The organism is Flavobacterium covae (assembly GCF_001534645.1).
In the GTDB taxonomy this organism is placed as follows: domain Bacteria; phylum Bacteroidota; class Bacteroidia; order Flavobacteriales; family Flavobacteriaceae; genus Flavobacterium; species Flavobacterium covae.
Genome location: NZ_CP013992.1, coordinates 1,650,353 through 1,676,666, shown reverse-complemented (window position 1 = coordinate 1,676,666; position 26,314 = coordinate 1,650,353). Strand labels below are relative to the sequence as shown.

Annotated in this window: 22 protein-coding genes; 17 read left to right on the top strand and 5 right to left on the bottom strand. The window is 30.7% G+C overall.

The features are described 5' to 3' along the window. Positions 1 to 78 precede the first annotated feature (78 nt). The 7 genes from AWN65_RS07430 to AWN65_RS07400 all read left to right on the top strand — a co-directional run bounded on the left by AWN65_RS07430 (position 79) and on the right by AWN65_RS07400 (position 8,682). On the top strand, positions 79 to 600 hold the full coding sequence (locus AWN65_RS07430) for a DUF7935 family protein (RefSeq protein WP_060382579.1): 522 nt from the start codon (positions 79 to 81) through the stop codon (positions 598 to 600). A 90-nt stretch (positions 601 to 690) separates the two neighbouring features. Next, positions 691 to 1,011 (top strand): hypothetical protein, encoded by a 321-nt coding sequence (locus tag AWN65_RS07425; RefSeq protein WP_123861975.1) that lies wholly within the window; start codon positions 691 to 693, stop codon positions 1,009 to 1,011. Between the two features lie 46 nt (positions 1,012 to 1,057). Then, positions 1,058 to 3,265 (top strand): TonB-dependent receptor, encoded by a 2,208-nt coding sequence (locus AWN65_RS07420; protein ID WP_060382577.1) that lies wholly within the window; start codon positions 1,058 to 1,060, stop codon positions 3,263 to 3,265. Between the two features lie 106 nt (positions 3,266 to 3,371). Beyond that, positions 3,372 to 5,489 carry a prolyl oligopeptidase family serine peptidase gene (locus tag AWN65_RS07415; protein ID WP_060382576.1) on the top strand — a complete coding sequence of 706 codons (2,118 nt, stop codon included), beginning with the start codon at positions 3,372 to 3,374 and terminating at the stop codon, positions 5,487 to 5,489. Positions 5,490 to 5,729: 240 nt separating this feature from the next. Further along, positions 5,730 to 7,079 (top strand): signal recognition particle protein, encoded by a 1,350-nt coding sequence (gene ffh / locus AWN65_RS07410; protein WP_060382575.1) that lies wholly within the window; start codon positions 5,730 to 5,732, stop codon positions 7,077 to 7,079. Between the two features lie 70 nt (positions 7,080 to 7,149). After that, positions 7,150 to 8,037 (top strand): bifunctional 5,10-methylenetetrahydrofolate dehydrogenase/5,10-methenyltetrahydrofolate cyclohydrolase, encoded by an 888-nt coding sequence (locus tag AWN65_RS07405; RefSeq protein WP_060382574.1) that lies wholly within the window; start codon positions 7,150 to 7,152, stop codon positions 8,035 to 8,037. Between the two features lie 153 nt (positions 8,038 to 8,190). Further along, the gene (locus AWN65_RS07400; protein ID WP_060382573.1) at positions 8,191 to 8,682 is read left to right on the top strand and encodes a GNAT family N-acetyltransferase; all 492 of its coding nucleotides are present in this window, start codon (positions 8,191 to 8,193) and stop codon (positions 8,680 to 8,682) included. 113 nt (positions 8,683 to 8,795) lie between these two features. On the opposite strand, the gene AWN65_RS07395 is transcribed toward AWN65_RS07400, so the two are convergent. The 4 genes from AWN65_RS07395 to AWN65_RS07380 form a co-directional block, all read right to left on the bottom strand. Beyond that, entirely contained in the window at positions 8,796 to 9,179 is a 384-nt protein-coding gene (locus tag AWN65_RS07395; protein WP_060382572.1) for a DUF4258 domain-containing protein, read from the bottom strand. 36 nt (positions 9,180 to 9,215) lie between these two features. Next, positions 9,216 to 10,409 (bottom strand): alanine dehydrogenase, encoded by a 1,194-nt coding sequence (locus AWN65_RS07390; RefSeq protein WP_063743027.1) that lies wholly within the window; start codon positions 10,407 to 10,409, stop codon positions 9,216 to 9,218. Positions 10,410 to 10,610: 201 nt separating this feature from the next. Continuing rightward, positions 10,611 to 11,021, bottom strand: a complete 411-nt coding sequence (tsaE, locus tag AWN65_RS07385) for a tRNA (adenosine(37)-N6)-threonylcarbamoyltransferase complex ATPase subunit type 1 TsaE (RefSeq protein WP_060382570.1) — start codon at positions 11,019 to 11,021, stop codon at positions 10,611 to 10,613. A gap of 730 nt (positions 11,022 to 11,751) precedes the next feature. Next, positions 11,752 to 12,603 (bottom strand): alpha/beta fold hydrolase, encoded by an 852-nt coding sequence (locus tag AWN65_RS07380; protein WP_060382569.1) that lies wholly within the window; start codon positions 12,601 to 12,603, stop codon positions 11,752 to 11,754. 466 nt (positions 12,604 to 13,069) lie between these two features. On the opposite strand from AWN65_RS07380, the gene AWN65_RS07375 reads away from it, so the two are divergent. The 10 genes from AWN65_RS07375 (at position 13,070) to AWN65_RS07330 (ending at position 25,139) form a co-directional block, all read left to right on the top strand. Further along, positions 13,070 to 13,885, top strand: a complete 816-nt coding sequence (locus AWN65_RS07375; protein ID WP_060382568.1) for a M48 family metallopeptidase — start codon at positions 13,070 to 13,072, stop codon at positions 13,883 to 13,885. A gap of 61 nt (positions 13,886 to 13,946) precedes the next feature. Then, the gene (locus AWN65_RS07370) at positions 13,947 to 15,254 is read left to right on the top strand and encodes an MFS transporter (RefSeq protein ID WP_060383855.1); all 1,308 of its coding nucleotides are present in this window, start codon (positions 13,947 to 13,949) and stop codon (positions 15,252 to 15,254) included. Between the two features lie 151 nt (positions 15,255 to 15,405). After that, a complete protein-coding gene (lon, locus tag AWN65_RS07365) occupies positions 15,406 to 17,856 on the top strand; it encodes an endopeptidase La (protein WP_060382567.1) in 2,451 nt (816 codons plus the stop codon). A 191-nt stretch (positions 17,857 to 18,047) separates the two neighbouring features. Further along, the gene (porQ, locus tag AWN65_RS07360; RefSeq protein ID WP_088419710.1) at positions 18,048 to 19,061 is read left to right on the top strand and encodes a type IX secretion system protein PorQ; all 1,014 of its coding nucleotides are present in this window, start codon (positions 18,048 to 18,050) and stop codon (positions 19,059 to 19,061) included. A gap of 3 nt (positions 19,062 to 19,064) precedes the next feature. After that, positions 19,065 to 19,748 (top strand): (d)CMP kinase, encoded by a 684-nt coding sequence (gene cmk, locus AWN65_RS07355; protein ID WP_060382565.1) that lies wholly within the window; start codon positions 19,065 to 19,067, stop codon positions 19,746 to 19,748. Between the two features lie 94 nt (positions 19,749 to 19,842). Then, complete coding sequence (locus AWN65_RS07350; protein ID WP_060382564.1) at positions 19,843 to 21,096, top strand: nucleoside permease; 1,254 nt, start codon at positions 19,843 to 19,845, stop codon at positions 21,094 to 21,096. 221 nt (positions 21,097 to 21,317) lie between these two features. Continuing rightward, on the top strand, positions 21,318 to 23,081 hold the full coding sequence (gene rpsA / locus AWN65_RS07345; RefSeq protein ID WP_060382563.1) for a 30S ribosomal protein S1: 1,764 nt from the start codon (positions 21,318 to 21,320) through the stop codon (positions 23,079 to 23,081). A gap of 201 nt (positions 23,082 to 23,282) precedes the next feature. After that, positions 23,283 to 23,819 carry a bifunctional pyr operon transcriptional regulator/uracil phosphoribosyltransferase PyrR gene (pyrR, locus tag AWN65_RS07340; protein ID WP_060382562.1) on the top strand — a complete coding sequence of 179 codons (537 nt, stop codon included), beginning with the start codon at positions 23,283 to 23,285 and terminating at the stop codon, positions 23,817 to 23,819. 1 nt (position 23,820) lies between these two features. Beyond that, complete coding sequence (locus AWN65_RS07335; protein WP_060382561.1) at positions 23,821 to 24,747, top strand: aspartate carbamoyltransferase catalytic subunit; 927 nt, start codon at positions 23,821 to 23,823, stop codon at positions 24,745 to 24,747. 59 nt (positions 24,748 to 24,806) lie between these two features. Further along, complete coding sequence (locus tag AWN65_RS07330) at positions 24,807 to 25,139, top strand: hypothetical protein (RefSeq protein ID WP_060382560.1); 333 nt, start codon at positions 24,807 to 24,809, stop codon at positions 25,137 to 25,139. A 791-nt stretch (positions 25,140 to 25,930) separates the two neighbouring features. Here the strand turns inward: AWN65_RS07330 and AWN65_RS07325 are convergent. Further along, positions 25,931 to 26,299 (bottom strand): hypothetical protein, encoded by a 369-nt coding sequence (locus AWN65_RS07325; protein WP_060382559.1) that lies wholly within the window; start codon positions 26,297 to 26,299, stop codon positions 25,931 to 25,933. Positions 26,300 to 26,314: the final 15 nt, after the last annotated feature.

The window sequence follows — 26,314 nt, the reverse complement described above, 5'->3', positions numbered from 1 at the left end:
TACTAAAATTGGATTACAATAATTTTTTTGAGTTTATTTGTATTCACATCATAAATTAATAAAAAGTATTTTTAAAAAATGAGTTCAATAAACATATTAGAGATTGCTGCGTATACAATTCCTTCTGTAGTGACAGCAGGTGTTGCTTATTATTTTTTTCAAGCATATTTCAAAGATCAACAAAATATGCGCTATTGGTTGTTACAAAAAGAAAATCAAAAAGACTCTTTACCTTTAAAATTACAAGCATACGAAAGAATGGCTTTGTTTTTAGAACGTATTAATCCTTCTAAATTATTAATGAGAGTAGCCCCAATGAGTGAAGATAAAATGCTGTATGCTGTTTTTTTAATAGATCATATAGAGCAAGAACTAGAACATAATATTACACAGCAAATCTATTTAACAGATAATTGTTGGAATGTTATTTTAACTGCAAAGAATACAGTTATACATAACATTCAAAAAAATGCCAAAAACGAAAAAATAAAAAATGCTGATGATTTACGTCAAGTTATCGTAAGTCAGTTATCCCATCAAGAATCTCCTACATCGGTAGCTCTTGCGTATCTTAAAAAAGAAATAGGACAAGTTTTGTGATTTGTTTAAAAAAAACAGATATTTTTTCGTTATTAAAAAAGGATTGTTTATTTTCGTTAAATGAATAAAAAGATAAATATAGTTAGTTTCTTGCTACTAGGAGTGTTAGGCTTTGTCTTAGCATTCCAATCTTTGCATTCATTAGAACATTTAATAGAACAATTAAGGACACCCCATTGTAAACATAAGTATGATCATTCGCATACGGTTGTTTCACATAGTCACCAAGATTTTGATGACTGTTTTGTTTGCCATTATTCTTTTGGTGATTACTTAAATTTTGTATTACCTACTATTGAATTTGAATCAATAGATTACAATACTGCGTATTTGTTTGGTTATATTGAGAAAGTAAGTTTTTTCAATGGCAGTTTACAAAATACCAGAGCGCCTCCATTTTTTATTGTTTAAATTATTATATATCCCACATATTAACAATAAAAATATTCCAACTTAAATGAGAAAAAAAATAATAGCCCTATTATTGGGGCTTAATGCTATTGTATATAGTCAAAATATTCTGAAAGGAAAAGTTACAAACATAAATAAAGAAGAAATAAAAGGAGTATCAATTTCAATTCCTGAACTGCACAAAGAAACAATAACAGATGATTTTGGGAACTTTAAAATAGATAAATTAGCATCAGGAGTTTTTTCAATTATTTTATCACATCCAAATTACGATGTTTATACCTCAATAGTGATGTTGAATAAAAAAGAGAATACCTATGATGTTGTTTTATTAGAAGAACATACACATCATATAGAAGAAGTAATTGTTTCTACCGCATTTAATAAAGCTCAGAGCCAAAATGTAATGAAAGTAGAACATAGTTCATTAAAGGCATTACAACAAAAAGGAGGAGCAACATTAATGGAAAATATTGCTACAATACCTGGTATTTCTAACGTGTCAACAGGAGTATCAATAGGTAAACCTGTGATTAGAGGATTAAGTAGCAATCGTGTTTTAGTATATTCACAAGGTGTACGATTAGAAAATCAACAGTTTGGAGAAGAACACGGTTTAGGCTTGAGTGATAGCGGTGTAGAGAGTGTTGAAGTTATAAAAGGACCCGCTTCTCTATTATATGGTTCAGATGCTTTAGGAGGGGTCTTGTATTTTAATCCAGAAAAATTTGCACCATCAGGCGCTTACGCCGCTCATTTTTCTCAAAAATATTTCAGTAATACTCAGGGAAGTTCTACAGGTTTTGGCTTGAAATCATCAGGTGAACATTGGAAATTTTCTATTAGAGGAGCACATAATACACACTCAGATTATTTGACAGGAGAAAATCAAAGAGTAACTAATTCACGTTTTAATGAAACAGATGCTAAAATAGCTTTAGGATATTATCATTCAAGATTTTCATCTGTATTAAGATATAATATTAATAATCTAGATTTAGGCTTGCCAGAAGAATTGAGTGAGCAAAGTTTGTCTAAAAAAACGCTTGATCCCAAACAATTAATAATAGGTCAAATAGCCAGCTGGAATAATACATTATTTTTAAATAATTCAAAATTAGAAGCCGAAATAGGATATGTGGCTAATAAAAGAAAAGAATTTGAAAATTCACCAATAGCTTCATTGAATATGAATTTACAGACACTAAATTATAATCTAAAATATTACACTCCTAAAATAGGCAATCTTGAAACAATTGTAGGTGTGCAAGGAATGTATCAAACTAATAAGAACTCTGGAGAAGAACTTTTAATACCTGATGCAAAAACAAATGATCTAGGTGTTTTGATAACGTCTATGTATACTTGGAATAAAAAAGTTTTACAAGCAGGAATTCGTTTTGATAAAAGAAATGTAAAAACAGATTTACATGGAGAAGAAGGCGAAGAAGGATATTTTAAGCCCATTGATAAAAATTTTAGAAGTATTAATGCGTCTTTAGGTTATAAAACAAATTTGTTTGATAATTTTATTATGAGATTAAATCTAGCTACTGGATTTAGAGCACCTAATCTAGCTGAGCTTACATCTAACGGAGTGCATGAAGGAAGTAATCGTTATGAAAAAGGAAACGAAGATTTAAAAAATGAACAAAATATTCAAGCAGATTTGAATTTAGAATACGGAAATTCTCATATCGAATTATTTGCTAATGGGTTTTATAACCATATAAAAAATTATATCTATATAGCTCCAACAGGTGATCGTATAGATGACAAAGATGTTTATACTTATGAACAGACAAATGCTAAATTGTATGGAGGAGAAATGGGAGTGCATTTACACCCGCATCCTATAGACTGGTTGCATATAACTTCTAGTTTTGAAATGGTAATAGGTAAAAAACAAAATGACGAATTTTTACCATTAATACCCGCAAACAAATGGATGAATACGATAAAAGCCCAATTTAATATAAATAAGACAATAAAAGAAGGTTATCTTTTAGCTAACTATGAAACAAATTTTGCTCAAAATAATATTTCTACTTTTGAAAAAAATACATCCTCTTACTCATTATTAAATTTTGGATTAGGAGGTGATTTTTCTGTTTTTAAATTAAATTTTAATTTGAATGTTGTAGCAAATAATATATTAAATCAAAAATATATAGCCCATCTGTCTCGTTTAAAGACAGATAATATTCAAAATATGGGAAGAAATATTGTACTGGGAATTAATTTTAAACTGTAAAATAATTCATTTTTGGACAAAAAAGCACTCTTTTCTTAAAGAGTGCCTTTTTTTTAACGTATTTCTAACATTTGAAAACGTATTTTTGTTTAAAATAAATTAAAAAATGAAAGTTTTAACATCTACAGTGATTTTGGCTACTAGTTTGGGGGCTATAGCACAATCTAAAATAAACATGAATTCTATGGAATATCCTGAAACAAAAAAAAAGGAACATGTTGATACCTATTTTGGAACAGCTATTCAGGATCCTTATCGTTGGCTTGAAGATGATCGTTCCTTAGAGACCGAGGCATGGGTGAAGACTCAAAATACCGCTACCTATAAATATTTAGATCAAATACCTTATCGGGCTGTATTGAAAGAGCGTTTAGAAAAAATGTGGAATTATGAAAAAATTAGTTCCCCATTTATAGAAGGAGATTATACTTATTATTATAAGAATAATGGTTTGCAAAATCAATCTGTTTTATATAGAAAAGATAAGCACGGAAAAGAAGAAGTATTTTTAGATCCTAATACATTTTCTAAAGATGGAACAACATCCTTAGCAGCTGTCAACTTTTCAGAAGATGGAAGTAAGGTAGCTTATCAAATCTCTATAGGAGGATCAGATTGGAGAGAAATAATTATTATAGATGCCAAAACCAAAAAAATATTAGATACCAAAATAATAGACGTAAAATTTGGTGCAGTTTCTTGGTATAAAAATGAGGGTTTCTATTATTCCAGTTATGACAAGCCCAAAGGAAGTGAATTATCAGCTAAAACGGATCAACATAAGTTGTATTATCATAAATTAGGAACCAAACAAAAAAATGATCAAATAGTTTTTGGTTTAGATAAAAAAAGATTATATGTAGGAGGATTTGTAACAAGAGATAATCATTATTTAGTCATAACAGCATCTAATTCAACTTATGGTAATGAATTATATATAAAAGACTTAAGGAAAAATAATAGTCCCATTATAACCTTAGTAGATAATTTTGATTCAGATAATGATGTAATAGAAAATAAAGAAGATGTTTTTTATATAACAACGGATTATAAAGCACCCAATAAAAAAATTGTGACAGTTGATTTATCAAATCCAAAACAAGAAAATTGGAAAGATTTGATAAAAGAAACCACGGATGTATTAACTTCCACGGTGGGAGCTGGATATATTTTTACACACTATATGCAAGATGCCGTTTCTATGGTAAAACAATATGATTTTTCAGGAAACTTAATACGCATAATTAAATTGCCAGGAATAGGTTCAGCAAGTGGTTTTGCTGGAAAACCAAAAGATAAAACATTATATTTTTCTTTTTCTAATTATTACACTCCTAATAGTATTTATTCTTTAAATCCAGAAACAGGAGAGACGGCTATTTATCAGAAACCTAAAGTAGACTTTCAGAGTGATCTGTATGAATCAAAACAAGTGTTTTATAAATCTAAAGATGGAACAAAAGTTCCAATGATTATAACATATAAAAAAGGGACTAAATTAAACGGGAAAAATCCAACTATATTATATGGATACGGAGGATTTAATATAAGTTTAATGCCTAATTTTAGTGTTTCAAATGCACTTTGGTTAGAAAATGGAGGAGTTTATGCCGTAGCCAATTTGCGTGGAGGAGGTGAATATGGTAAAAAATGGCATATAGCAGGAACTAAATTGCAAAAACAAAATGTTTTTAATGATTTTATAGCAGCAGCAGAATATCTCATAAAAAATAAATTTACATCTAGTGATTTTTTAGCAATTCGAGGAGGTTCTAATGGAGGTTTATTAGTAGGAGCAACCATGACACAGCGTCCTGATTTAATGAAAGTAGCTTTGCCAGCCGTTGGAGTGTTAGATATGTTACGCTATCATACCTTTACCGCAGGAGCAGGATGGAGGTACGATTATGGAACAACAGAAGATAGTAAAGAAATGTTTGAGTATCTCAAAAAATATTCGCCAATACATAATGTCAAAAAAGGAGTAAAATATCCAGCAACCTTAGTAACTACGGGAGATCATGATGATAGAGTAGTGCCTGCACACAGTTTTAAGTTTGTATCAGAACTTCAAGATAAGCAATCAGGAACAAACCCCACTTTGATACGTATTGATATAAATGCAGGACATGGAGCTGGAAAATCAGTTTCCGCTACTATAAATGAAAATGTAGATATACAAGCATTTACATTATGGAATATGGGGATCAAAAAAATAAATTAGCATAAAAATATTTTATGTAATATAAAAAAAAAATCGTCTGAACACAAACAGACGGTTTTTTTTTGAAGTGAATTTATATCATTAAAAGATTCTTTTTATAGAAACTAATTTACCCTATCTTTAGTTATATTATAAAGAATATTTGATTAAATAAAAAAATAAAATCTAAAAATTATTTTTAAAAATTTTAGATAATTCTTAATTATAGTATCTTTGCAACTTCTAAAAAAATAAGGAATTATGTTTAATAATTTATCAGAGAAGTTAGATAAGGCGTTTCATATATTAAAAGGACACGGTAAAATTACAGAAGTAAATGTTGCGGATACCTTAAAAGAGGTGCGTCGTGCGTTGCTTGATGCTGATGTTAATTTTAAAATTGCAAAAGATTTTACAACAAGAGTAAAAGAAAAAGCATTAGGACAAGATGTATTAACAACCTTACAACCAGGGCAGTTATTAGTTAAAATCGTAAAAGATGAATTAACAGAGCTAATGGGAGGTGATGCGCAAGGAATTAATCTATCAGGAAATTTCTCTGTTATCTTGATGTCTGGTTTACAAGGTTCAGGAAAAACAACTTTCTCAGGTAAATTAGCTAATTTCTTAAAAACAAAGAAAAATAAAAAACCCCTATTAGTTGCCTGTGATATTTATCGTCCAGCAGCTATTAACCAACTACATGTTGTAGGAGAACAAATAGGTGTAGAAGTATATTCAGAACCAGAAAATAAAAATGCAGTTGAAATAGCACAAAATGCTATCAAATACGCTAAATCAAATGGGTTTACCGTAGTTATAGTCGATACAGCAGGACGTTTAGCAGTTGATGAAGAAATGATGACAGAAATTGCTAATGTTCATAAAACAATTACACCAAATGAAACCTTGTTTGTAGTAGACTCAATGACAGGTCAAGATGCAGTCAATACAGCCAAAGCATTTAATGATCGTTTAAATTTTGATGGAGTTGTTCTTACGAAATTAGATGGAGATACACGTGGAGGTGCTGCTATATCAATTAAATCCGTTGTTAACAAACCTATTAAATTTATTGGTACAGGTGAAAAAATGGATGCTATTGATGTGTTTTATCCAGAACGTATGGCAGACCGTATTTTGGGAATGGGAGACGTTGTGTCTTTAGTAGAACGTGCCCAAGCACAGTACGATGAAGAAGAAGCTCGTAAATTACAACGTAAGATTGCTAAAAACGAATTTGGTTTTGATGACTTCTTAGCTCAAATACAACAAGTTAAGAAAATGGGGAATATGAAAGATCTTGTAGGTATGATACCAGGAGCAAGTAAAGCCCTAAAAGATGTAGAAATTGAAGATGATGCTTTCAGACACATTGAAGCTATTATTTACTCTATGACACCAGCAGAAAGAAGTAAACCCTCATTAATTGATACTAAACGTAAAAATAGAATAGCCAAAGGATCAGGTAGAAAAATAGAGGAAGTAAATCAGTTGTTAAAACAATTTGATCAAATGAGTAAAATGATGAAAATGATGCAAGGTCCAGGAGGAAAACAATTAATGAAAATGATGGGAGGAATGAAAGGAGGACTTCCAGGAATGAAATAAAAAAAGGTGCGTGTTTTCGCGCCTTTTTATTTTAATTTAAATTAAAACACAACACACAAAAAAAATAATAATGCAAATTTTAGACGGGAAAAAAGTTTCTGAAGACATCAAAAATGAAATAGCAGCACAAGTTCAAACAATGAAAGCAAAAGGAGAAAAAGTACCTCATTTAGCCGCTTTGATTGTAGGAAATGATGGTGCTAGTTTAACCTATGTAGGAAGTAAAGTAAAAGCATGCGAAAAAGTTGGCTTTGAATCTACTTTAATTAAAATGCCTAGTACTACTTCTGAAACAGAGTTGCTTAAAAAAATAAAAGAATTAAATGAAAATGACGAAATAGACGGTTTTATAGTTCAGTTACCCCTGCCAGAACAAATTGATACACAAAAAATTTTAATGGCAATTGATCCCAGTAAAGACGTAGATGGATTTCATCCTGAAAATTTCGGAAAAATGGCATTAGATATGTCAACCTTTATTCCCGCTACACCATTTGGTATTTTAGAATTATTAGAACGCTATAATGTTGAAACAAAAGGAAAACACACAGTAGTTATTGGACGTAGTCATATTGTTGGAAGACCAATGAGTATTTTAATGGGAAGAAAAGGATTTCCAGGAAATTCAACAGTCACCTTAACTCATAGTCATACTAAAAACATTAATCAAATTACATCACAAGCTGATATTATTATTTCTGCTTTAGGAGTGCCTGGTTTTTTGAAAGCAGAAATGATTAAAGATGATGCAGTAATTATAGATGTTGGAATTACAAGAGTACTCGATGAAACCAATCCAAAAGGATATGTGATAAAAGGAGATGTAGATTTTGAAAATGTTTCTAAAAAAGCATCTTATATAACCCCTGTTCCAGGAGGTGTGGGGCCTATGACAATTGCTATGTTGTTGAAAAATACATTACTAGCTCGTGAGTTTAAGATAGAAAGGACTAGGTGATTTTTTTAAGATAAACATACGTTTCTTACCTCACATATAAGAAAATATTTATAAGTAAATATTATTTAATTTTTTTAAATTATAAGATAATTCAATGGAGTAATCGTAAATTTAAATGTTTTTTAGCTATCCTTTTTCACATTATTAAAAAAAATGAAAATTATTGAAGCACAAAAGAAAGATATAGAAAAAATCAGGAATTTAGCTTATACTATTTGGCCTGATACTTACGGTGAAATTTTAGATCTAAAACAAATAGAATACATGCTGGATTCGTTTTATAATGAAGATAATTTATTATTACAAATGAATACTAACCAGAAATTTTTATTAGTAAAAAATGATTCCCAATATTTAGGTTTTGCTTCCTATGAAATAAACTCAAAAGCTAAAAAGACAAAACTGCATAAAATCTATATACTTCCAAATTTACAAGGAAAGGGAATAGGTAGACTCTTGTTAAATGAGATAGAAAATAGAGCCAAAAAAGCCCATAATTTATACCTCTATTTAAATGTTAATAAATATAATAAAGCATTGTATTTTTATAAAAAAATAGGATTTGAAATAATAAAAGAGGAAGTAATTGAAATAGGTGAGGGGTACGTTATGGATGATTTTGTACTTGAAAAAAAAATGGGATAATGATTCAGTAGTTTTCTTTGAATTAAATAAACCTTAAAGAAACAAGGAAAAATAAGGTATTTAAAAAACGGGTTTGATGAAAATAAATTTTTATACAAACCCGTTTTATATTTTTATTTAATTTTAGTAATATTTTTTAAAACAGCTTTATCTTCAAAGTTTTCTATTTCTAATTCAATAGACTGTTTTTTAGTAGTAAACCCTTCTATTATGTAGCGTTTTCCACCTGATTTAGTTTGAATGTTACTTCTGCTAAAATCTACATCACCATAAGTTAAAGTGTTTTTAATATCAGTGGTATCAATCCATTTTTCTGATAAAATTTGAGAAGCTTCTTTTGAGTAATGAAATGGTTTTGAACGTAAGTTGTTTAAAACGCGATCATTTGGGAAATAACTACAGCTTGTCTTTTTTTGATTTAAAACAAAAAATAATACAATGCTACCTCCTAATACACCAAACAAATAATAAGCTAAGCGATATGTAAATGTACTCATTTAATTTTTTTTTGCAAAAGTAGTAAATCTTATGAACTAAAATACGATTAGGTTAATATCTCTATAAGTTAAACTAAACCATTCACCTATCGTTTTGTTACTTAAAATTCCATGATAAAAGTAAATCCCATTTCTTAGTCCTGAGTCACAGCGTATAGCGCTTTCTATTCCTCCGTCATCTGCAATTTGTAGTAGATAAGGCGTTATAATATTACTAATAGAAAGAGATGCTGTTTTTGCATAACGGGAAGGTATATTCGGGACACAATAATGCGTTACACCATGTTTTACAAAAGTAGGGTTTTCGTGTGTTGTAATTTCTGAAGTCTCAAAACAACCTCCAGTATCTATGCTAACATCTACTATTACAGAGCCTTTTTTCATGTGCCCTATCATGTCTTCGGTTACTACAACAGGCGTTCTGTGTTTGCCTCGCATTGCACCTATAGCTACATCACATCTTCTTAAAGATTTTAGTAGCGTTTTGTTTTGTATTGTTGAGGTAAAAATACGTTGTTGTAAGTTGTTTTGTAAACGTCGTAATTTGGTAATTGAGTTATCAAAAACTTTTACCGAAGCACCTAAACCAAGAGCCGTTTTAACAGCATATTCCGCTACAGTGCCAGCTCCTAAAATGATAACTTCAGTGGGTCTTACTCCTGTAATATTGCCAAAAAGCAACCCGTTTCCTTCTTTGTTACAGGTCATTAATTCTGCTGCTATTAGAATTGAGGCCGTCCCTGCAATTTCACTTAAAGACTTAACAGCAGGAAAAGAATTGTCATCATCTTTTAAATATTCAAAAGCAAGAGCTGTTATTTTCTTTTTTTTGAGAGCTTCAAAATATTCTTTTTTACGCGTTTTTATTTGTAATGCTGAAATAAGAATTGTTTGAGATTTCATCATTTCTATTTCTTCTTGAGTAGGAGGTTCTACTTTAAGAATCATAGGACAAGCAAAAACTTTTTTGGTATCGTTAGTAATTTCGGCTCCTGCATCACTATAATCCTTATCGCTATAGCTAGCATTTTTACCAGCTCCTGCCTCAATTAGGACTCTATGACCATGACTAACAATTGCATTGACAGCATCAGGTGTCAAACAAATGCGTCGCTCTTGAAATGCGGTTTCTTTTGGAATACCAATAAAAAGTTCGCTTTTGTGTTTGGTAACTTCCAGTTTTTCTTCTTGTGGAAGTAACTCTTTTTTGCTAAAAGGAGTAATGGCCATGATGATATTTTATATAGGAACAAATTACGAAAAAATCTTAATGGGAACAAAATTACCTTTTGTTTTATTTTGAATTCTAAATCTGTATAAGTTACAAAACTTCATTTGTTAGTTGAATTTAAAAATAAGAACTATTTTATATGATTGAATGTTTGAAATTAATTATGTTTTTTAAAATAGTTCATTGTTTTTATATGGATTTTAAGGGTTTAGATGAAGTATTCTTTTACCATCCTCTAAAGTTGAAATAGAAATAACAGTATGTTTTTCAGGAATTAAATCGGCTATTTTTTCGGCCCATTCTATAAAACACCAATGACCAGAATAAAGATATTCGTCTATTCCCATATCTAAGGCTTCAACTTGTGATTTTAGTCGATAAACATCAAAATGATACACGATTTCATTATAATTAGTTTGATATTCATTAACTAAACTAAAAGTAGGACTACTGGTTGCTTCTTGTACTCCTAAAACTTTGCATAAAGTTTTTATAAAAGTTGTTTTTCCAACTCCCATTTCGCCATTAAAAAGGATGACTTTCTCAGGATTAGAAGCTAAAACCTGAGCTGCGACTTCTTCTATTCTGTCTAAATAATATTCTAATTTCATTAATTTAAAATTCAATTCTTTCAGTACAAAAATAGATAATTGTAATTAAAATTAGAAAAACAAATGTTTCGAGTTAATATTCTTACAAAAAAGTAATAAAGAGTAAGGTGTTTCTGGTAACGAAACAGATATAATAAAACTACAGTATTCTTATAACTAATTCAAGTTGCTACTACTTGTTATACTATTTAAACTTTGAAATTTCCTCATAATACTATTTTTTGACCTTGAGACTGTCCAAAAAGTTCGCAATTTTCATTTCGACCAAAGGGAGAAATCACATAATGTTGATTATGAGACTCCTCCTTACCGGAGTGACAAACTGTAAGCTGATTTAGGCACTATCCTACAAAAGCAATAAAAATTAGTATTCGTTCTCGATGCGCTTCGCACTCGAACTAATGATGATTTCAATTATATACTCAACCGTATATTCGAGTTGTTTTAAAATGAAAAAAAACAGATCGAGAATTTTACTTTTTAATCCAGTATATTTTACGTTTAAATGGTATTATAAAGAAAAAAACAAAGAATTGGTTTGGTTTTTAGTTTGTAAAACAAATTTACCAAACCAATTTTTTGTAAAGACAAAAAGGTATTAATTTTTTGTTTAATCCGTTATTTTTTTAATGAAAATTGACCAGAAAGAAGATGTAAAGAGACTAAATAATGATATTATTTAGGTATGTTTTATTTGAAAATCTGTTTGTTTTTGTGTATAATAAAAAAACTAAATTAAAAACGATACAGTTTCTCTTATTACATTATCATCTCCTAGTATTTTTCTATGACCTAATTTTTCGGTTTCTATAAGAAAACCATCAGGCAGTTGATTGTAAATAGTTTGTCCGCAAATAATAGGAACTTCATAATCATCTTTGTCGTGTATTACTAAGGTAGGTATTGTGACTTGTTTGGCTGCACCAGCCGCATCATAATTATCTATAGATTTTCCAAAATTAGTTTCAAATTTTTGTTTCATGAGTTCTGCAATTTCTGGTTTTAATTCTAATTGCTTAACAAAAGAATGTAAAATATCAATAATTCTGTCTGCAGCTCCAATTGTAACCATTTTTTTTATTTTTAACCCTCTTTTTACAGAATTAAGTAAAGACATACCTCCTAAAGAATGACCAACAGCATAATCAAATGGTCCAAATTGTTTTTCTAGCTCAAAGTTACAGGCTATAAAATCAGTTATTAATGTAGAACTTGATTTTGATTCTCCATGCCCTGGAGCATCATAACTAATTGTAGAATATCCCATTTTTAATAATTCGTCAGCTATTTTAAAAAGTTGAGTGCCTCTTCCTGACCAACCATGAACTAATAAAACTTTTCTCGGACTATTTCCATAATGGTAAACTACTATTGGTTTGTTTATCTTCGGAATAAAAAGAGATTCTTTTCGTGATTTTTTTACCATTTCCCATTCTCTCTTAGGTGTTTTATGCTTTGTAGGGGTTGTAAATAAATGAATACAAAATTTTGCAGTTAACTTTTTAGAAAAAAGAGAGAATCCTTTTGCTGTATAAATAATTATCTTAGGTACAGTAATACCATTTTGTTTTTTCTTCTTCAAAATAGAGTAATTTTTTAAAGCTAAATTAATACAAATTAATGAATCATAAATATAGATGTTAAAAATATATAAGCATTGCTATTCCTGTTTTTTATTGAAATTTTAAATGGGATTTTTTTGAGAATAACTGAAAAAAATATAATAAATTAGAAAAATATATAGAATTTGAGTTAAAATGGACTAATGTAACTCTGTTTTATTTAATTCTAATTATATATTCTTATTAATTTATCTATTTAATTAGAGAGTATGTAAATGAATTATTGTATGAAAAAATAATAAGAAATAAACAATTATTTTATTTGTTTTTTCTTGAAAATTTTTCATGATAAATAAAAAAAATGGTTTAAGATGATGTTTAAATAAAGAATTTGATTTAAAAGAAGTATTTATAGATGAATTTCTACTTATTTTATGAGAATGACTTTTTAAAAAAATGTAATTTTACTTTTTTAAAAAAGAAATAATGAAAAAAATAATTGTACTCGGATTTGGTATTTTATGTCTCATAATAGGATGTGCTAAAAATCCTTTTACAGGAAAAAGCACGATGGCATTAGTGCCTGATAGTCAAATTTTTCCAACCGCTTTTCAGCAATACAATCAGTTTTTGTCTGAAAATAAGGTTCTAAAAGGAACGGCAGATGCAAAGCGTGTAGAAAATGTTGGAATAAAAATTAAAACAGCAGCGGAAAGATGGTTAAATGCAAATGGGAATTCAACCTATTTAAAAAATTACGCATGGGAATACAATTTAGTTGATAGCAAAGAGGTAAATGCTTGGTGTATGCCAGGAGGTAAAATAGTAGTTTATACAGGTATTTTACCTATTACTAAAGATGAAGCAGGAATGGCAGCAGTTATGGGGCACGAAGTGGCACATGCACTTGCTAATCATGGACAACAACGCATGAGCGCAGGTTTATTACAACAAGCAGGAGCTATAGGGGTTGCTATTGCTACAAGTAGTAAATCACAACAACAACAAGCTGAGTTTATGCAATATTACGGATTAGCTTCTCAAGTAGGAGGAATGTTGCCTTTTAGTAGATCACATGAATCAGAAGCAGATCAAATAGGACTGTTACTTATGGCCATTGCAGGTTATAATCCTGAAAATGCAGTATATGTTTGGGAACGTATGTCGGCAAAAGCAGGAGGACAAGCACCTCCTGAATTTATGAGTACGCACCCTAGCAACGAAACTCGTATTACAAATCTAAAGCAGTGGATTCCTAATGTAAAAGTAGAAGCCGCTAAATTTGGTGTTGTATTTAAATAAAAAAGACTACTTTAGGAGCCCCGAAAGGGGCTTTTATTTTTTTAATCTAAATCAAAAAAAAATGCAACCACTTCAAAAAGGAGATAAAAAGTTGTTAAATGCTTGGGCTTTTTATGATTGGGCAAATTCAGTATATAGTTTAGTTATAACTTCTGCTATTTTTCCTATTTACTATAGTGCTATTTTTAAAATTAGAGGAAATCATTTTGTTGATATTTTTGGATATCATTTTAAAGATACCGCTGTAATTTCTTTTGTAACAGCAATTGCTTTTGTCATAGTAGCACTCATTTCGCCCATATTATCAGGAATAGCAGATTATGTTGGAAATAAAATGGCATTTCTTCGTTTCTTTTGCTATATGGGAGGGATAGCATGTATGGGGTTGTATTGGTTTGATTCGGATAACTTTTTTTTAAGTTTTACAATATACCTTTTAGGATTAATAGGTTTTTGGGGAAGTTTGGTATTTTATAATTCCTATTTACCCGATATAGCTTACCCAGAACAGCAAGACGCTGTAAGCGCACGCGGTTTTTCTATGGGATATTTAGGAAGTACTCTTTTGTTATTAGTTAATCTAGGAATGGTAATGAGTGCAGACTCTAATGAAAAAGCAATTGAAATGATGCGTTACTCTTTTGTAATGACAGGTATTTGGTGGATTGCTTTTAGTCATATAACCTATTATTATCTTCCCAAAGGAGTTAGTACAGGACATAGAGTTACAAGAGCCGTGATTTTAGATGGTTTCAGAGAATTGCAATTAGTTTGGAAAGAATTAAAAAAAAATCTAGCATTAAAACGTTATTTAGCTAGTTATTTTGTTTTTATTATGGCTGTTCAAACGGTAATGTTAGTAGCTACCTATTTTGGAGCAGAAGAAATTACTTGGAAAACAGATAGCCAAAAAACATCTGGATTAATTATAAGTATTTTATTGATTCAATTAGTAGCAATTATAGGGGCTTATTTAACATCTAGAGCTTCACGTAAATTAGGAAATATTAAGGTATTGATTTTTTTAAACGCATTTTGGGCTATTTTGTGTATAGTTGCTTTTTATGTAAAAACACCCGTTCAATTTTATGGAACAGCAGGATTTGTAGGATTGGTAATGGGAGGAATTCAATCATTAGCCCGTTCTACTTATTCTAAATTTTTACCAGAAACTACAGATACCGCTTCTTATTTTAGTTTTTATGACGTAACGGAAAAAATAGGAATCGTAATAGGAATGTCTATTTATGGTATTATAGATCAAATTACAGGTACCATGAGAAATTCAGTATTATTTTTAGCTGTTTTTTTTATGATAGGCCTATTATTACTTTTAAGAATACCAAAAAATAAATACTCAAGTATTTAAAAGAAATGGCATAATCCTTGAAAGTTTACTCGGGCTTACAAAACCCAATATGTGTTTAGGGCTTTGTAAATCAATGTTTTTTATACTGTTTACAATAATAAAGACAAAACAGATAAAATTTTTTTAATGTCAAAATGGCTTAGTTTACGATATGTCACAACAAAAAATCATTACACTTGACAACATGTCACTTCAGGAAATAGATCATGAAGCAGAATTAATCCCTCTTCTAACACCAGAAGATGAGGAAGAAATGAATAAAGAAAGTCTACCTGTAGATTTACCGATCCTACCTTTGCGTAATACGGTACTTTTTCCAGGAGTAGTTATTCCTATTACCGCAGGTAGAGATAAATCAATAAAATTATTGAATGACGCAAATAGTCTTGATAAAATCATAGGTGTTGTTTCGCAAAAAAACGAAGAAGATGAAGATCCTACAGAAGATCAGATTAATAAAGTAGGTACTGTAGCACGTATTTTAAAAATATTAAAAATGCCAGATGGTAATATTACCGTCATTTTACAAGGTAAAAAACGCTTTGAAATAGATGCTGTAACTACAACAGAACCTTACATACGAGCTACTATAAAAGAAGTACCCGAGATTCGTCCTGTTCAAACAGATGATGAATTAAATGCTATTATAGATTCAATACGCGAGCTAGCAATTCAAATAATAAAAGAAAGTCCTAACATTCCTACGGAAGCTACTTTTGCCATAAAAAATATAGAAAGTGATCCTTTTCTAGTAAGTTTTGTTTCCTCTAATATGAATCTAACAGCAGAAGAAAAGCAAAAGCTATTAGAAATAGATGAGCTAAAAGAACGCGCACTAGAAACATTAAAACACATGAATATTGAACTTCAAAAATTAGAATTGAAGAACGATATTCAATCAAAAGTTCGTTTTGATTTAGACCAGCAACAGCGCGAATATTTCTTGCAACAACAAATGAAAACCATACAAGAAGAATTAGGAGGAAATTCTACTGAGCAAGAAATAGAAGAAATGCGCAAAAAAGCAAAAGTCAAAAAATGGAAGAAAAAAGTAGGCGAGCATTTTGAAAAAGAATTACAAAAATTACAAAGAACGAATCCTAATTCTCCTGATTTTAGTATTCAACGAAATTATTTAGAACTTTTCTTAGAATTACCTTGGAACGAATATACTAAAGATAAGTTTGACTTAAAAAGAGCGCAAACCATATTAGATCGTGATCATTATGGTATGGAAGAGATTAAAAAACGTATAATAGAACATCTAGCTGTTTTAAAATTACGAAATGATATGAAATCTCCTATATTATGTTTTACAGGGCCTCCAGGAGTAGGTAAAACCTCTATTGGACGTTCTATAGCAGAAGCATTAGGTCGTGAATATGTCCGTATGTCTTTAGGTGGTTTACGTGATGAAGCTGAAATTAGAGGGCATAGAAAAACATACATAGGAGCAATGCCTGGACGTATTTTACAAAATTTAAAAAAAGTAAAATCATCAAACCCTGTTTTTATTTTAGATGAAATTGATAAATTGTCAAGTAGCCATAGTGGAGATCCATCATCTGCCTTATTAGAAGCACTAGATCCAGAACAAAATAAGGAATTTTACGATAATTTCTTAGAAATGGGTTTTGATCTATCTAAAATTATGTTTATTGCTACCTCTAATAATATTTCAGCCGTGCAACCCGCTCTCAGAGATCGTATGGAAATTATAACCATGACAGGATACACCGTTGAAGAAAAAATTGAAATAGCAAAACAACATTTAGTTCCCAAACAAATAAAAGATCATGGACTAAATACCAAACAATTTTCTATAGGTAAAAAACAAATAGAAAAAATAGTAGAAGGTTATACGCGTGAATCAGGTGTACGCGGTTTAGAGAAAAAAATAGCACAGATGGTTCGTAATGCGGCAAAATCAGTAGCTATGGAAGAAGAGTACAATATAAAAGCTACAGATGAAGATGTTGTAAAAGTATTAGGTGCTCCTCGTATGGAACGTGATAAATATGAAAATAATGAAACCGCAGGAGTTGTTACAGGTTTAGCATGGACTAGTGTAGGAGGAGATATTTTATTTATCGAATCAATTATCTCAGCAGGTAAAGGAGGACTCACTTTTACAGGAAATATAGGAACTGTAATGAAAGAATCCATTACAATTGCCATGGAATATGTAAAAGCTAATACAAGTAGTTTAGGCATAGATACCGAAATTTTTACTAAATATAATATTCACGTACATATCCCAGAAGGTGCTACTCCTAAGGACGGACCAAGCGCAGGTATAGCTATGTTAACTTCTTTAGTTTCTTTATTAACACAAAAAAGAGTTAAAAAACAATTGGCAATGACAGGTGAAATAACCCTAAGAGGAAAAGTATTGCCAGTAGGAGGAATAAAAGAAAAAATACTAGCCGCTAAGCGAGCTAAAATTAAGGAAATCATCTTATGCGTAGAAAATAAAAGAGATATAGATGAAATTAATCCAGATTATTTAGAAGGATTGACTTTTCATTATGTAAGTGAAATGAGCGAAGTACTCGAAATAGCAATAACAAAAGAAAAAGTAAAAAATCCAAAAACATTATAAAATAAGACTGTCCAAAAAGTAATAAATAAACATGCGGTTTGTCACTCCGACGTTAAGAGAAGTCTCATAATCAATATTATGTGATTTCTCCCTTTGATCGAAATAACAAGATTGCGAACTTTTTGGACAGTCTCATGAAAAAATAATATCTTAGCCCCTGCGTTATAAATATTTAATTAACGCAAATTTTGATGCGATCTAAACTCCTATTCTTAGCTTATATTTATTCCTTTTCTATCTATTCACAAATAGGAGGGAATAGTATATATCGTTTTTTAAATTTAAGTATATCCCCTAGGCAAGCAGCCTTAGGAGGTAAAGCGATTACGATATACGATAACGATGTAAATCAGCCTATCTTGAATCCAGCCTCTATCAATCAAGAAATGGATGGAAAGTTAGCGGTTAATTACGGTAGCTATTTAGGGGATATAAATTATGGAACAGCATCTTATGCCTTGACCTATGATAGACACGTTCAAACAATTCATGGGGGAATATCCTATATTAACTATGGTAAATTTGATGGAAGAGACGAGTTAGGTACTCAAACGGGTAATTTTACTGCTAACGAATTAGCTATGTCTTTAGGTTACGCATATAATATTCCTAGAAGCGATTGGTATTTAGGAACAAATGCTAAATTAATAGCATCTTCTTTAGAAAATTATCAGTCATTTGGAATAGCTACTGATATTGGAGTTACTTATTTAGATGAGCAAAAATCTGTTAACTACGCTCTATTAATCAAAAATTTTGGCACCCAGATAAAAACCTATAATGGAATACAGGAAAACTTACCATTTGAAATAATGCTAGGAGTTTCTCAAAAATTAGAACATTTACCAATACGTTGGCATCTAACATTAGATAATTTACAAAAATGGCAATTAGCATTCTCTAATCCCGCAAGAAGCGAGCAAACTCTAGACGGAACACTAAAAGAAGAAAAAGTAGGTTTTTTAGGAAATGCCATACGTCACGTAATCTTAGGTGCTGAAATTTTACCAGATAAAGGGATTAATTTTAGAATAAGTTATAATTTTAGAAGAGCAGCCGAACTTAAAATATTAGAACAGCGCACTTTTGCCGGATTTTCAGCAGGGATAGGTATCCGTTTTTCTAAATTTCGTTTTGATTATTCTTACGCAAGATACACTTTAGCATCCAATACTTCGATGTTTGGATTAACTATAAATCTTTAAAAATTGAAAAAAATTACAATTGCAATTGATGGATTTTCCTCTACAGGAAAAAGTACTTTAGCTAAACAAGTAGCGAAAGAATTAGGATATGTCTATGTAGATACGGGAGCTATGTACCGAGCCGTAACTTATTTTGCTATGAAACATAATTTAATTGATAAGTCAGAAATTGATGTTAAGCAATTAATAAAGCTTTTACCAACGTTAAATTTAACTTTCCAGTTTAATCCAAGTCTTGGATTTGCAGAAATACACTTAGATGGAATTAATATAGAAAAAGAAATACGCACATTAGAAGTCTCTAACTATGTGAGTAAAATTGCAGAAATATCAGAAATTAGGACTATGTTAGTAAACCAACAAAAACAAATGGGAGTTGATAAAGGAGTAGTAATGGATGGCCGTGATATAGGAACTGTTGTTTTTCCAGATGCAGAAGTTAAATTATTTATGACTTCCAGAGCAAATGTTCGTGCACAACGTCGTTTTGATGAACTGACTGAAAAAGGACAAATCGTTTCTTATAATCAAGTGTTAGAAAATGTATTACAACGAGATCATATTGATACTACACGTAAAGATTCGCCTTTAGTTAAAGCAAATGATGCAATAGAAATTGATAATTCAGAATTAACACGAGAAGAACAATTTGAATGGGTTATGAAAATTATTAAAGAGAAAATGTAAAAAAACTCGATATTTTTTTATAGAATCGTCACAAAGTACTGATTTTTTCATAGATTTACTCGCTTTTTAGAATATAATAACCAAATCAAAACGTATGAATATAAAAATTAGACTAACCCTAATGAGCTTTTTACAGTTTTTTGTGTGGGGAGCTTGGTTAATTACAGTTGGGAATTACTGGTTTGGAACCAAACAATGGAGCGGAGCGGAGTTTGGAGCCATTTTTTCAACACTTGGAATATCTTCTATTATTATGCCAGCTATTACAGGAATTGTGGCTGATAAATGGATGAATGCTGAAAGATTATACGGAATACTTCATATATTAGGAGGATTGTGTGTAGCCTATCTTCCACAAGTAGATAATCCAACCACTTTTTATTGGGTTATTTTTGCTGCAATGATGTGTTATATGCCTACTATTTCCCTATCCAATTCTGTAGCATATACAATTTTAAAAGAAAATGATTTCGATGTAGTTAAGGTATTTCCTCCTATTCGTGTATGGGGTACTGTAGGGTTTATTTTGGCCATGTGGGCTACTAATTTAACAGGAAATAAAGCATCTGCTAATATGTTTTATATTTCAGCCTTAACAGCTCTAGTTTTGGGAGTGTATTCATTTACTCTACCAGCTTGTAAACCTCAAAACTTAATTGATGAAAATGCTACATTATCTAAAAAATTAGGTTTAGACTCGTTTAAATTATTTGGAACTTATAAAATGGCATTGTTTTTTGTTTTTTCTATGTTTTTAGGAGGAGCATTACAATTGACTAATATGTACGGAGATGTGTTTTTGTCAGAATTTGGAAATATGCCTCAATATGCAGATAGTTTAATAGTTAAAAACTCGACCCTAATAATGTCTATTTCTCAAATTTCAGAAACATTATTTATATTAGCTATTCCTTTTTTTCTAAAACGTTTTGGTATTAAACAAGTAATGCTAATTTCTATGTTAGCATGGGTGTTACGTTTTGGATTGTTTGCTTATGGAAATCCCGCAAGCGGATTATGGATGATTATTTTATCGTGTATTGTATACGGGATGGCGTTTGATTTCTTTAATATTTCAGGCTCTTTATTTGTAGAAACAACAACAGACTCCTCTATTCGTTCTTCTGCACAAGGATTATTTATGATGATGACAAATGGTTTTGGATCTTTCTTTGGAGGGTTAATTAGTGGTAAGGTAATAGATGCTTATTTTACAATCAATGGACAAAGAGATTGGCATAATATTTGGTTTTCTTTTGCTATATATGCGTTAATTATAGCAATTGCTTTTGCTTTTTTATTCAAGCACAAACATAATCCTAAAGATGTAGAATCCTTCTCGCACTAAAAAAAATAAATTATTTTAAAAGCCGATTTTTAATAAAATCGGCTTTTTTGTTTATAAAAAGAAAAAACTTTTGTTAATTAATTAATTATGTGTAATTTTGCAAACCTTTTAGCGGTAGGTGTATCTAAAAGGAATTCAAGTAATTATATGTAAAACGCTTCTGTTTTTTACTGCTTAATGAAACACCGAAGAGACAGAATACAAATTTTAAAAATCAGATCATGTCTGAAATTACAAAAGAACAAGAACAATTTTTAGCAGATTTTAACTGGCATAACTATGCTGAAGGTATTGACGCAGTAGATGCTAAAAATTTACAAGAGTTTGAAGATTTAGTAGCAAAAACCTTCATTTCTACAGGTGCTGAAGAAGTAGTAGAAGGTGTTGTTGTTAGAATTACTGAAAGAGATGCAATCGTTGATATTAATGCAAAATCTGAAGGTGTTATTTCTTTAAACGAGTTCCGTTATAATCCTAACTTAAAAGTAGGAGATAAAGTAGAAGTATTAATTGATATTCGTGAAGATAAATCAGGTCAATTAGTATTATCTCATAAAAAAGCTAGAACAATCAAAGCATGGGATAGAGTTATCGCTGCTAACGAGTCTGGTGAAATCGTTAATGGTTTTGTGAAATGCAGAACTAAAGGTGGTATGATCGTTGATGTATTTGGTATTGAAGCTTTCTTACCAGGTTCTCAAATTGATGTGAAGCCTATCCGTGACTACGATCAGTATGTAAACAAAATGATGGAATTCAAAGTGGTAAAAATTAACCACGAATTCAAAAACGTTGTTGTTTCTCATAAAGCACTTATCGAAGCTGATATTGAAGTTCAGAAGAAAGAAATCATTGGTCAATTAGAAAAAGGTCAAGTATTAGAAGGTGTTGTTAAAAACATTACTTCTTACGGTGTATTCATTGACTTAGGAGGTGTAGATGGATTAATCCACATTACTGACTTATCTTGGTCAAGAATCAACCATCCATCTGAAGTATTAGAATTAGACCAAAAATTAAACGTAGTTATCTTAGACTTTGATGATGAGAAAACTCGTATCCAATTAGGTTTAAAACAATTAAACGCTCACCCTTGGGATGCTTTAGATGCTAACTTAAACGTTGGTGATAAAGTTAAAGGTAAAGTAGTTGTTTTAGCTGATTACGGTGCTTTTATCGAAGTGGCTGAAGGTGTTGAAGGTTTAATTCACGTTTCTGAAATGTCTTGGTCTACGCACTTACGTTCAGCTCAAGATTTCGTGAAAATTGGTGATGAAGTAGAGGCAGTTATCTTAACTTTAGATAGAGAAGAAAGAAAAATGTCTTTAGGTATCAAGCAATTAACAAATGATCCTTGGACAGATATTACTGCTAAATATCCAGTAGGTTCTAAGCATACAGGAACAGTAAGAAACTTCACTAACTTTGGTATCTTCGTAGAATTAGAAGAAGGTATTGATGGTTTAGTATATATTTCTGACTTATCATGGACTAAGAAAATCAAACACCCATCAGAATTTGTTAACGTAGGTGATAAATTAGATGTTGTTGTATTAGAATTAGATGTTGATGCACGTAAATTGTCTTTAGGTCACAAACAAACTACTGCTAATCCATGGGATAAACACGAAGATGCTTTCGCTGTAGGTACAGTTCACAACGGAACTATCTCTGAAATGGTTGACAAAGGTGCAACTGTAGATTTCGGTGATGATGTAGTTGCTTTCATTCCAACGCGTCATTTAGAAAAAGAAGATGGTAAAAAATTGAAAAAAGGTGATACAGCTGACTTCAAAGTAATTGAATTCAACAAAGAATTCAAAAGAGTAGTAGCGTCTCACACAGCTATCTTCCGTGAAGAAGAAGAAAAAGTAGTTAAAGAAGCTGAAACTAAAACTACTTCTACTCAAGCTGAGAAATCAACTTTAGGTGATATCGACGCTTTAGCTGAATTAAAAGCTAAAATGGAAAGAGGAGAGAAATAATATTTGATTTCTTTATATAATTAAGCCCCGCATTCGCGGGGTTTTTTTGTATAAAATTGTTCTTTTGAAAAGAAGGTTATTTATAGTTGTTTTTTCTTATGTCTAGTTTGAATAATAAAAGGTTTAGAATTTCTTAAATCATAAATGTGTTCAAATTCAAATAAAAACACTAAATTTACACTCCAAACGAAATAACACAATATGAGTCATAAAACGCTCCTTACTTCTAAAGAAGTAAATATTATACTGCATCGTTTGGCTTGTCAGCTTATCGAGAACCATCTCGATTTTTCTCAAACCGTTTTAATCGGTATTCAGCCCAGAGGAACTTATTTAGCGAAACGTTTGGTTCAAGTACTTGAACAAGAATATCAAGTAAAAAATATTCCCTTAGGATTCTTAGATATTACTTTTTTCCGTGACGATTTTCGTCGTGGCGAAACTTTGGAAGCTAACAAAACACAAATCGACTTCTTGATTGAAGGGAAAAAAGTCATTTTCATCGACGATGTTTTGTATACTGGTAGAAGTATCAATGCCGCTCTACAAGCGATGCAATCTTTTGGTCGACCTGTAGAGGTGGAATTGTTAGTGTTGATAGACCGTCGTTTTAGTCGTCATTTGCCCATACAGCCTGATTATAGAGGTCGTCAAGTAGATGCGATTAATAATGAAAAAGTAGTAGTAAAGTGGCAAGAAATCCACGGAGAAGATTCAGTTGAAATAATTACCAAATAAAATGAAGGAGTTAAGTGTAAATCACCTTTTAGGAATAAAATATATTACAGAAGAAGATATTCAGTTGATTTTTGAAACAGCTGACCATTTTAAAGAAGTGATTAATCGTCCGATAAAAAAAGTGCCTTCGTTACGTGATATTACGATAGCCAATATCTTTTTTGAAAATAGTACGCGCACCAAGCTTTCTTTTGAATTAGCCCAAAAAAGATTATCGGCTGATGTGGTAAATTTTGCAGCTTCGAGTTCATCGGTAACCAAAGGGGAAACGCTGATTGATACGGTGAATAATATTTTAGCTATGAAAGTAGATATGGTGGTGATGCGTCATTCTTCTCCTGGAGCAGCTGTTTTTTTGTCTAAAAATGTAAAAGCAAGTATTGTAAATGCCGGTGATGGGGCGCATGAGCATCCCACACAAGCCTTATTAGATGCTTACACAATTCGTGAGCGTTTAGGAGATGTTGCGGGCAAAAAAGTAGTGATTGTAGGGGATATTCTGCATTCGCGTGTGGCATTGTCTAATATCTATTCTTTGCAAAAATTAGGAGCGCAAGTGAAGGTTTGTGGGCCAAACACTTTAATCCCACGATACATTCGTGAATTAGGAGTAGAGGTGGAACCAAATTTAAGAAAAGCATTAGAATGGTGCGATGTGGCTAATATGTTGCGTGTACAAAACGAACGTTTGGATATTAGTTATTTTCCTTCGACTCGTGAGTATAGTATGCAATATGGTGTGAATAAAGAGTTTTTAGATGATCTGAATAAAGAAATAATAATCATGCACCCAGGGCCAATTAATAGGGGAGTTGAAATTACCAGCGATGTAGCTGATTCTAAACAATCAGTTATTTTAAATCAGGTTGAAAATGGAGTAGCAGTTCGTATGGCGGTGATTTATTTATTAGCATCAAAGATTAAATAAAATAGATTATCATTTTAATTTAATAAATGAATGTTTAATTTAGCAAATAAAAAATAGCAATGAAAGTTGATCATAAAGGCCATACTACCATTATAAAAGATACAGAAGGAAATTCTGATATTTTTCTACAAAAATTAATAAGTCAATATAATTCCTTTAAAAATTCTAATTTAATTATTGATATTACACATGATCAATCATTTGATTTAGAAGCTATTAGTTCTTTTGTGGAATTGTCAGATAAGCATAGGGTACTAAAAAAATCTTTTGTATTAGTAGCTGAAGGAATTGACTTTAATGAAATTCCAGATACTATTTTGGTGGTTCCTACCTTGTTAGAAGCACATGATATAATTGAAATGGAAGAAATAGAACGTGATTTAGGATTTTAATTCTATATAGAGCAAATTTTTTTTGAAATTAAATAAATTTCTGGTTTAACTTAGTTCGGTTACTTTTGTTTTTTTAAAATATTTAAATAAGAATGAGGCAAATAAATTATATGATATTTCTTATGTAGATTATGTGCTGTTAGGAGGATGTTAAACTAAATGATGATTTTTTTCTTTTAAGGAATTTTTTTTTGATTAAGAATTAGGGTTCTGGTAATTGAGGATAGAGGGAGGTATTCTTGTCTGGGACAGCTAGAGAGGTAGATGTTTGATAATAAAATATACTTTGTTTTTTATGAATTTCCAGATTTATACTAAAATTATGTATTTACTTTTTATTTTGATAATAAATAAGATCTGTTATTTATAATTAATGATAATACTATTTTTTTTACCTCGAGACTGTCCAAAAAGTTCGCAATCATTTCGACCAAAGGGAGAAATCACATACTATTGATTAAGAGACTCCTCCTTACGTAGGAGTGACAAACTATATGTTGATTTAGGTATTATCCAACAAAAGTAATAAAAATTAGTGTTGGTTCTCGATGCACTTCGCGCTGGAACTAACGATGATTCCAATCATATACTCAACCGTTTGTTCGAGTTATTTTAAAATAAAAAGAGATCGAGAATTTTACTTTTTAATCCCGTATATTTTAAGTTTAAATGGTGTAAGTTTGATTCAATATTTTAGAAGAAGTATTAAATGATAAAGATTTCTGAAAAGAATCGAGTGAATTTGTATATAAAGAAAAAGGGTTCAAAATTTTTTGAACCCTTTTCTATTATTATTCTTCGTCTTCTTCGTCTTCTTCGTCTTCTTCGTCTTCAGAATCTTCCTCATCAGATGAGTCTTCTTTTTCTTCATCAGATGCTGCATCAGAATCAATTTCTAAGTCTTTTAATGCGTCTAATGTATCATCACCATCGATATCGTCATCGTCATCAAAGTTCACAATTCGATCAGCTAGTTTAGTGCTTACTTTTACTAAATAAATAGTATCTTCAGTTCTAACTTCAACAGCTTCAATTGTTTCATTTTTAGCATTTTTAAAACGAATGATGTCAGAATCATCATAACCTTCAGGGAATTTTTCTACTAAAAGGTTTAAAATTTCACTCGTAAGTTTTGAATAATCTACAATAACTCTTTTCATAAATTGGGGGTAATC

What these genes read in the sequence shown, in the direction of transcription:
- AWN65_RS07335 (WP_060382561.1), top strand. Translation starts at nt 23,821, where the DNA reads ATGAAGGAGTTAAGTGTAAATCACCTTTTAGGAATAAAATATATTACA.
- lon (WP_060382567.1), top strand. Translation starts at nt 15,406, where the DNA reads ATGTCACAACAAAAAATCATTACACTTGACAACATGTCACTTCAGGAA.
- AWN65_RS07415 (WP_060382576.1), top strand. Translation starts at nt 3,372, where the DNA reads ATGAAAGTTTTAACATCTACAGTGATTTTGGCTACTAGTTTGGGGGCT.
- rpsA (WP_060382563.1), top strand. Translation starts at nt 21,318, where the DNA reads ATGTCTGAAATTACAAAAGAACAAGAACAATTTTTAGCAGATTTTAAC.
- AWN65_RS07395 (WP_060382572.1), bottom strand. Translation starts at nt 9,179, where the DNA reads ATGAGTACATTTACATATCGCTTAGCTTATTATTTGTTTGGTGTATTA.
- pyrR (WP_060382562.1), top strand. Translation starts at nt 23,283, where the DNA reads ATGAGTCATAAAACGCTCCTTACTTCTAAAGAAGTAAATATTATACTG.
- AWN65_RS07400 (WP_060382573.1), top strand. Translation starts at nt 8,191, where the DNA reads ATGAAAATTATTGAAGCACAAAAGAAAGATATAGAAAAAATCAGGAAT.
- AWN65_RS07430 (WP_060382579.1), top strand. Translation starts at nt 79, where the DNA reads ATGAGTTCAATAAACATATTAGAGATTGCTGCGTATACAATTCCTTCT.
- ffh (WP_060382575.1), top strand. Translation starts at nt 5,730, where the DNA reads ATGTTTAATAATTTATCAGAGAAGTTAGATAAGGCGTTTCATATATTA.
- AWN65_RS07330 (WP_060382560.1), top strand. Translation starts at nt 24,807, where the DNA reads ATGAAAGTTGATCATAAAGGCCATACTACCATTATAAAAGATACAGAA.
- tsaE (WP_060382570.1), bottom strand. Translation starts at nt 11,021, where the DNA reads ATGAAATTAGAATATTATTTAGACAGAATAGAAGAAGTCGCAGCTCAG.
- AWN65_RS07405 (WP_060382574.1), top strand. Translation starts at nt 7,150, where the DNA reads ATGCAAATTTTAGACGGGAAAAAAGTTTCTGAAGACATCAAAAATGAA.
- AWN65_RS07390 (WP_063743027.1), bottom strand. Translation starts at nt 10,409, where the DNA reads ATGGCCATTACTCCTTTTAGCAAAAAAGAGTTACTTCCACAAGAAGAA.
- porQ (WP_088419710.1), top strand. Translation starts at nt 18,048, where the DNA reads ATGCGATCTAAACTCCTATTCTTAGCTTATATTTATTCCTTTTCTATC.
- AWN65_RS07375 (WP_060382568.1), top strand. Translation starts at nt 13,070, where the DNA reads ATGAAAAAAATAATTGTACTCGGATTTGGTATTTTATGTCTCATAATA.
- AWN65_RS07325 (WP_060382559.1), bottom strand. Translation starts at nt 26,299, where the DNA reads ATGAAAAGAGTTATTGTAGATTATTCAAAACTTACGAGTGAAATTTTA.
- AWN65_RS07370 (WP_060383855.1), top strand. Translation starts at nt 13,947, where the DNA reads ATGCAACCACTTCAAAAAGGAGATAAAAAGTTGTTAAATGCTTGGGCT.
- AWN65_RS07420 (WP_060382577.1), top strand. Translation starts at nt 1,058, where the DNA reads ATGAGAAAAAAAATAATAGCCCTATTATTGGGGCTTAATGCTATTGTA.
- AWN65_RS07350 (WP_060382564.1), top strand. Translation starts at nt 19,843, where the DNA reads ATGAATATAAAAATTAGACTAACCCTAATGAGCTTTTTACAGTTTTTT.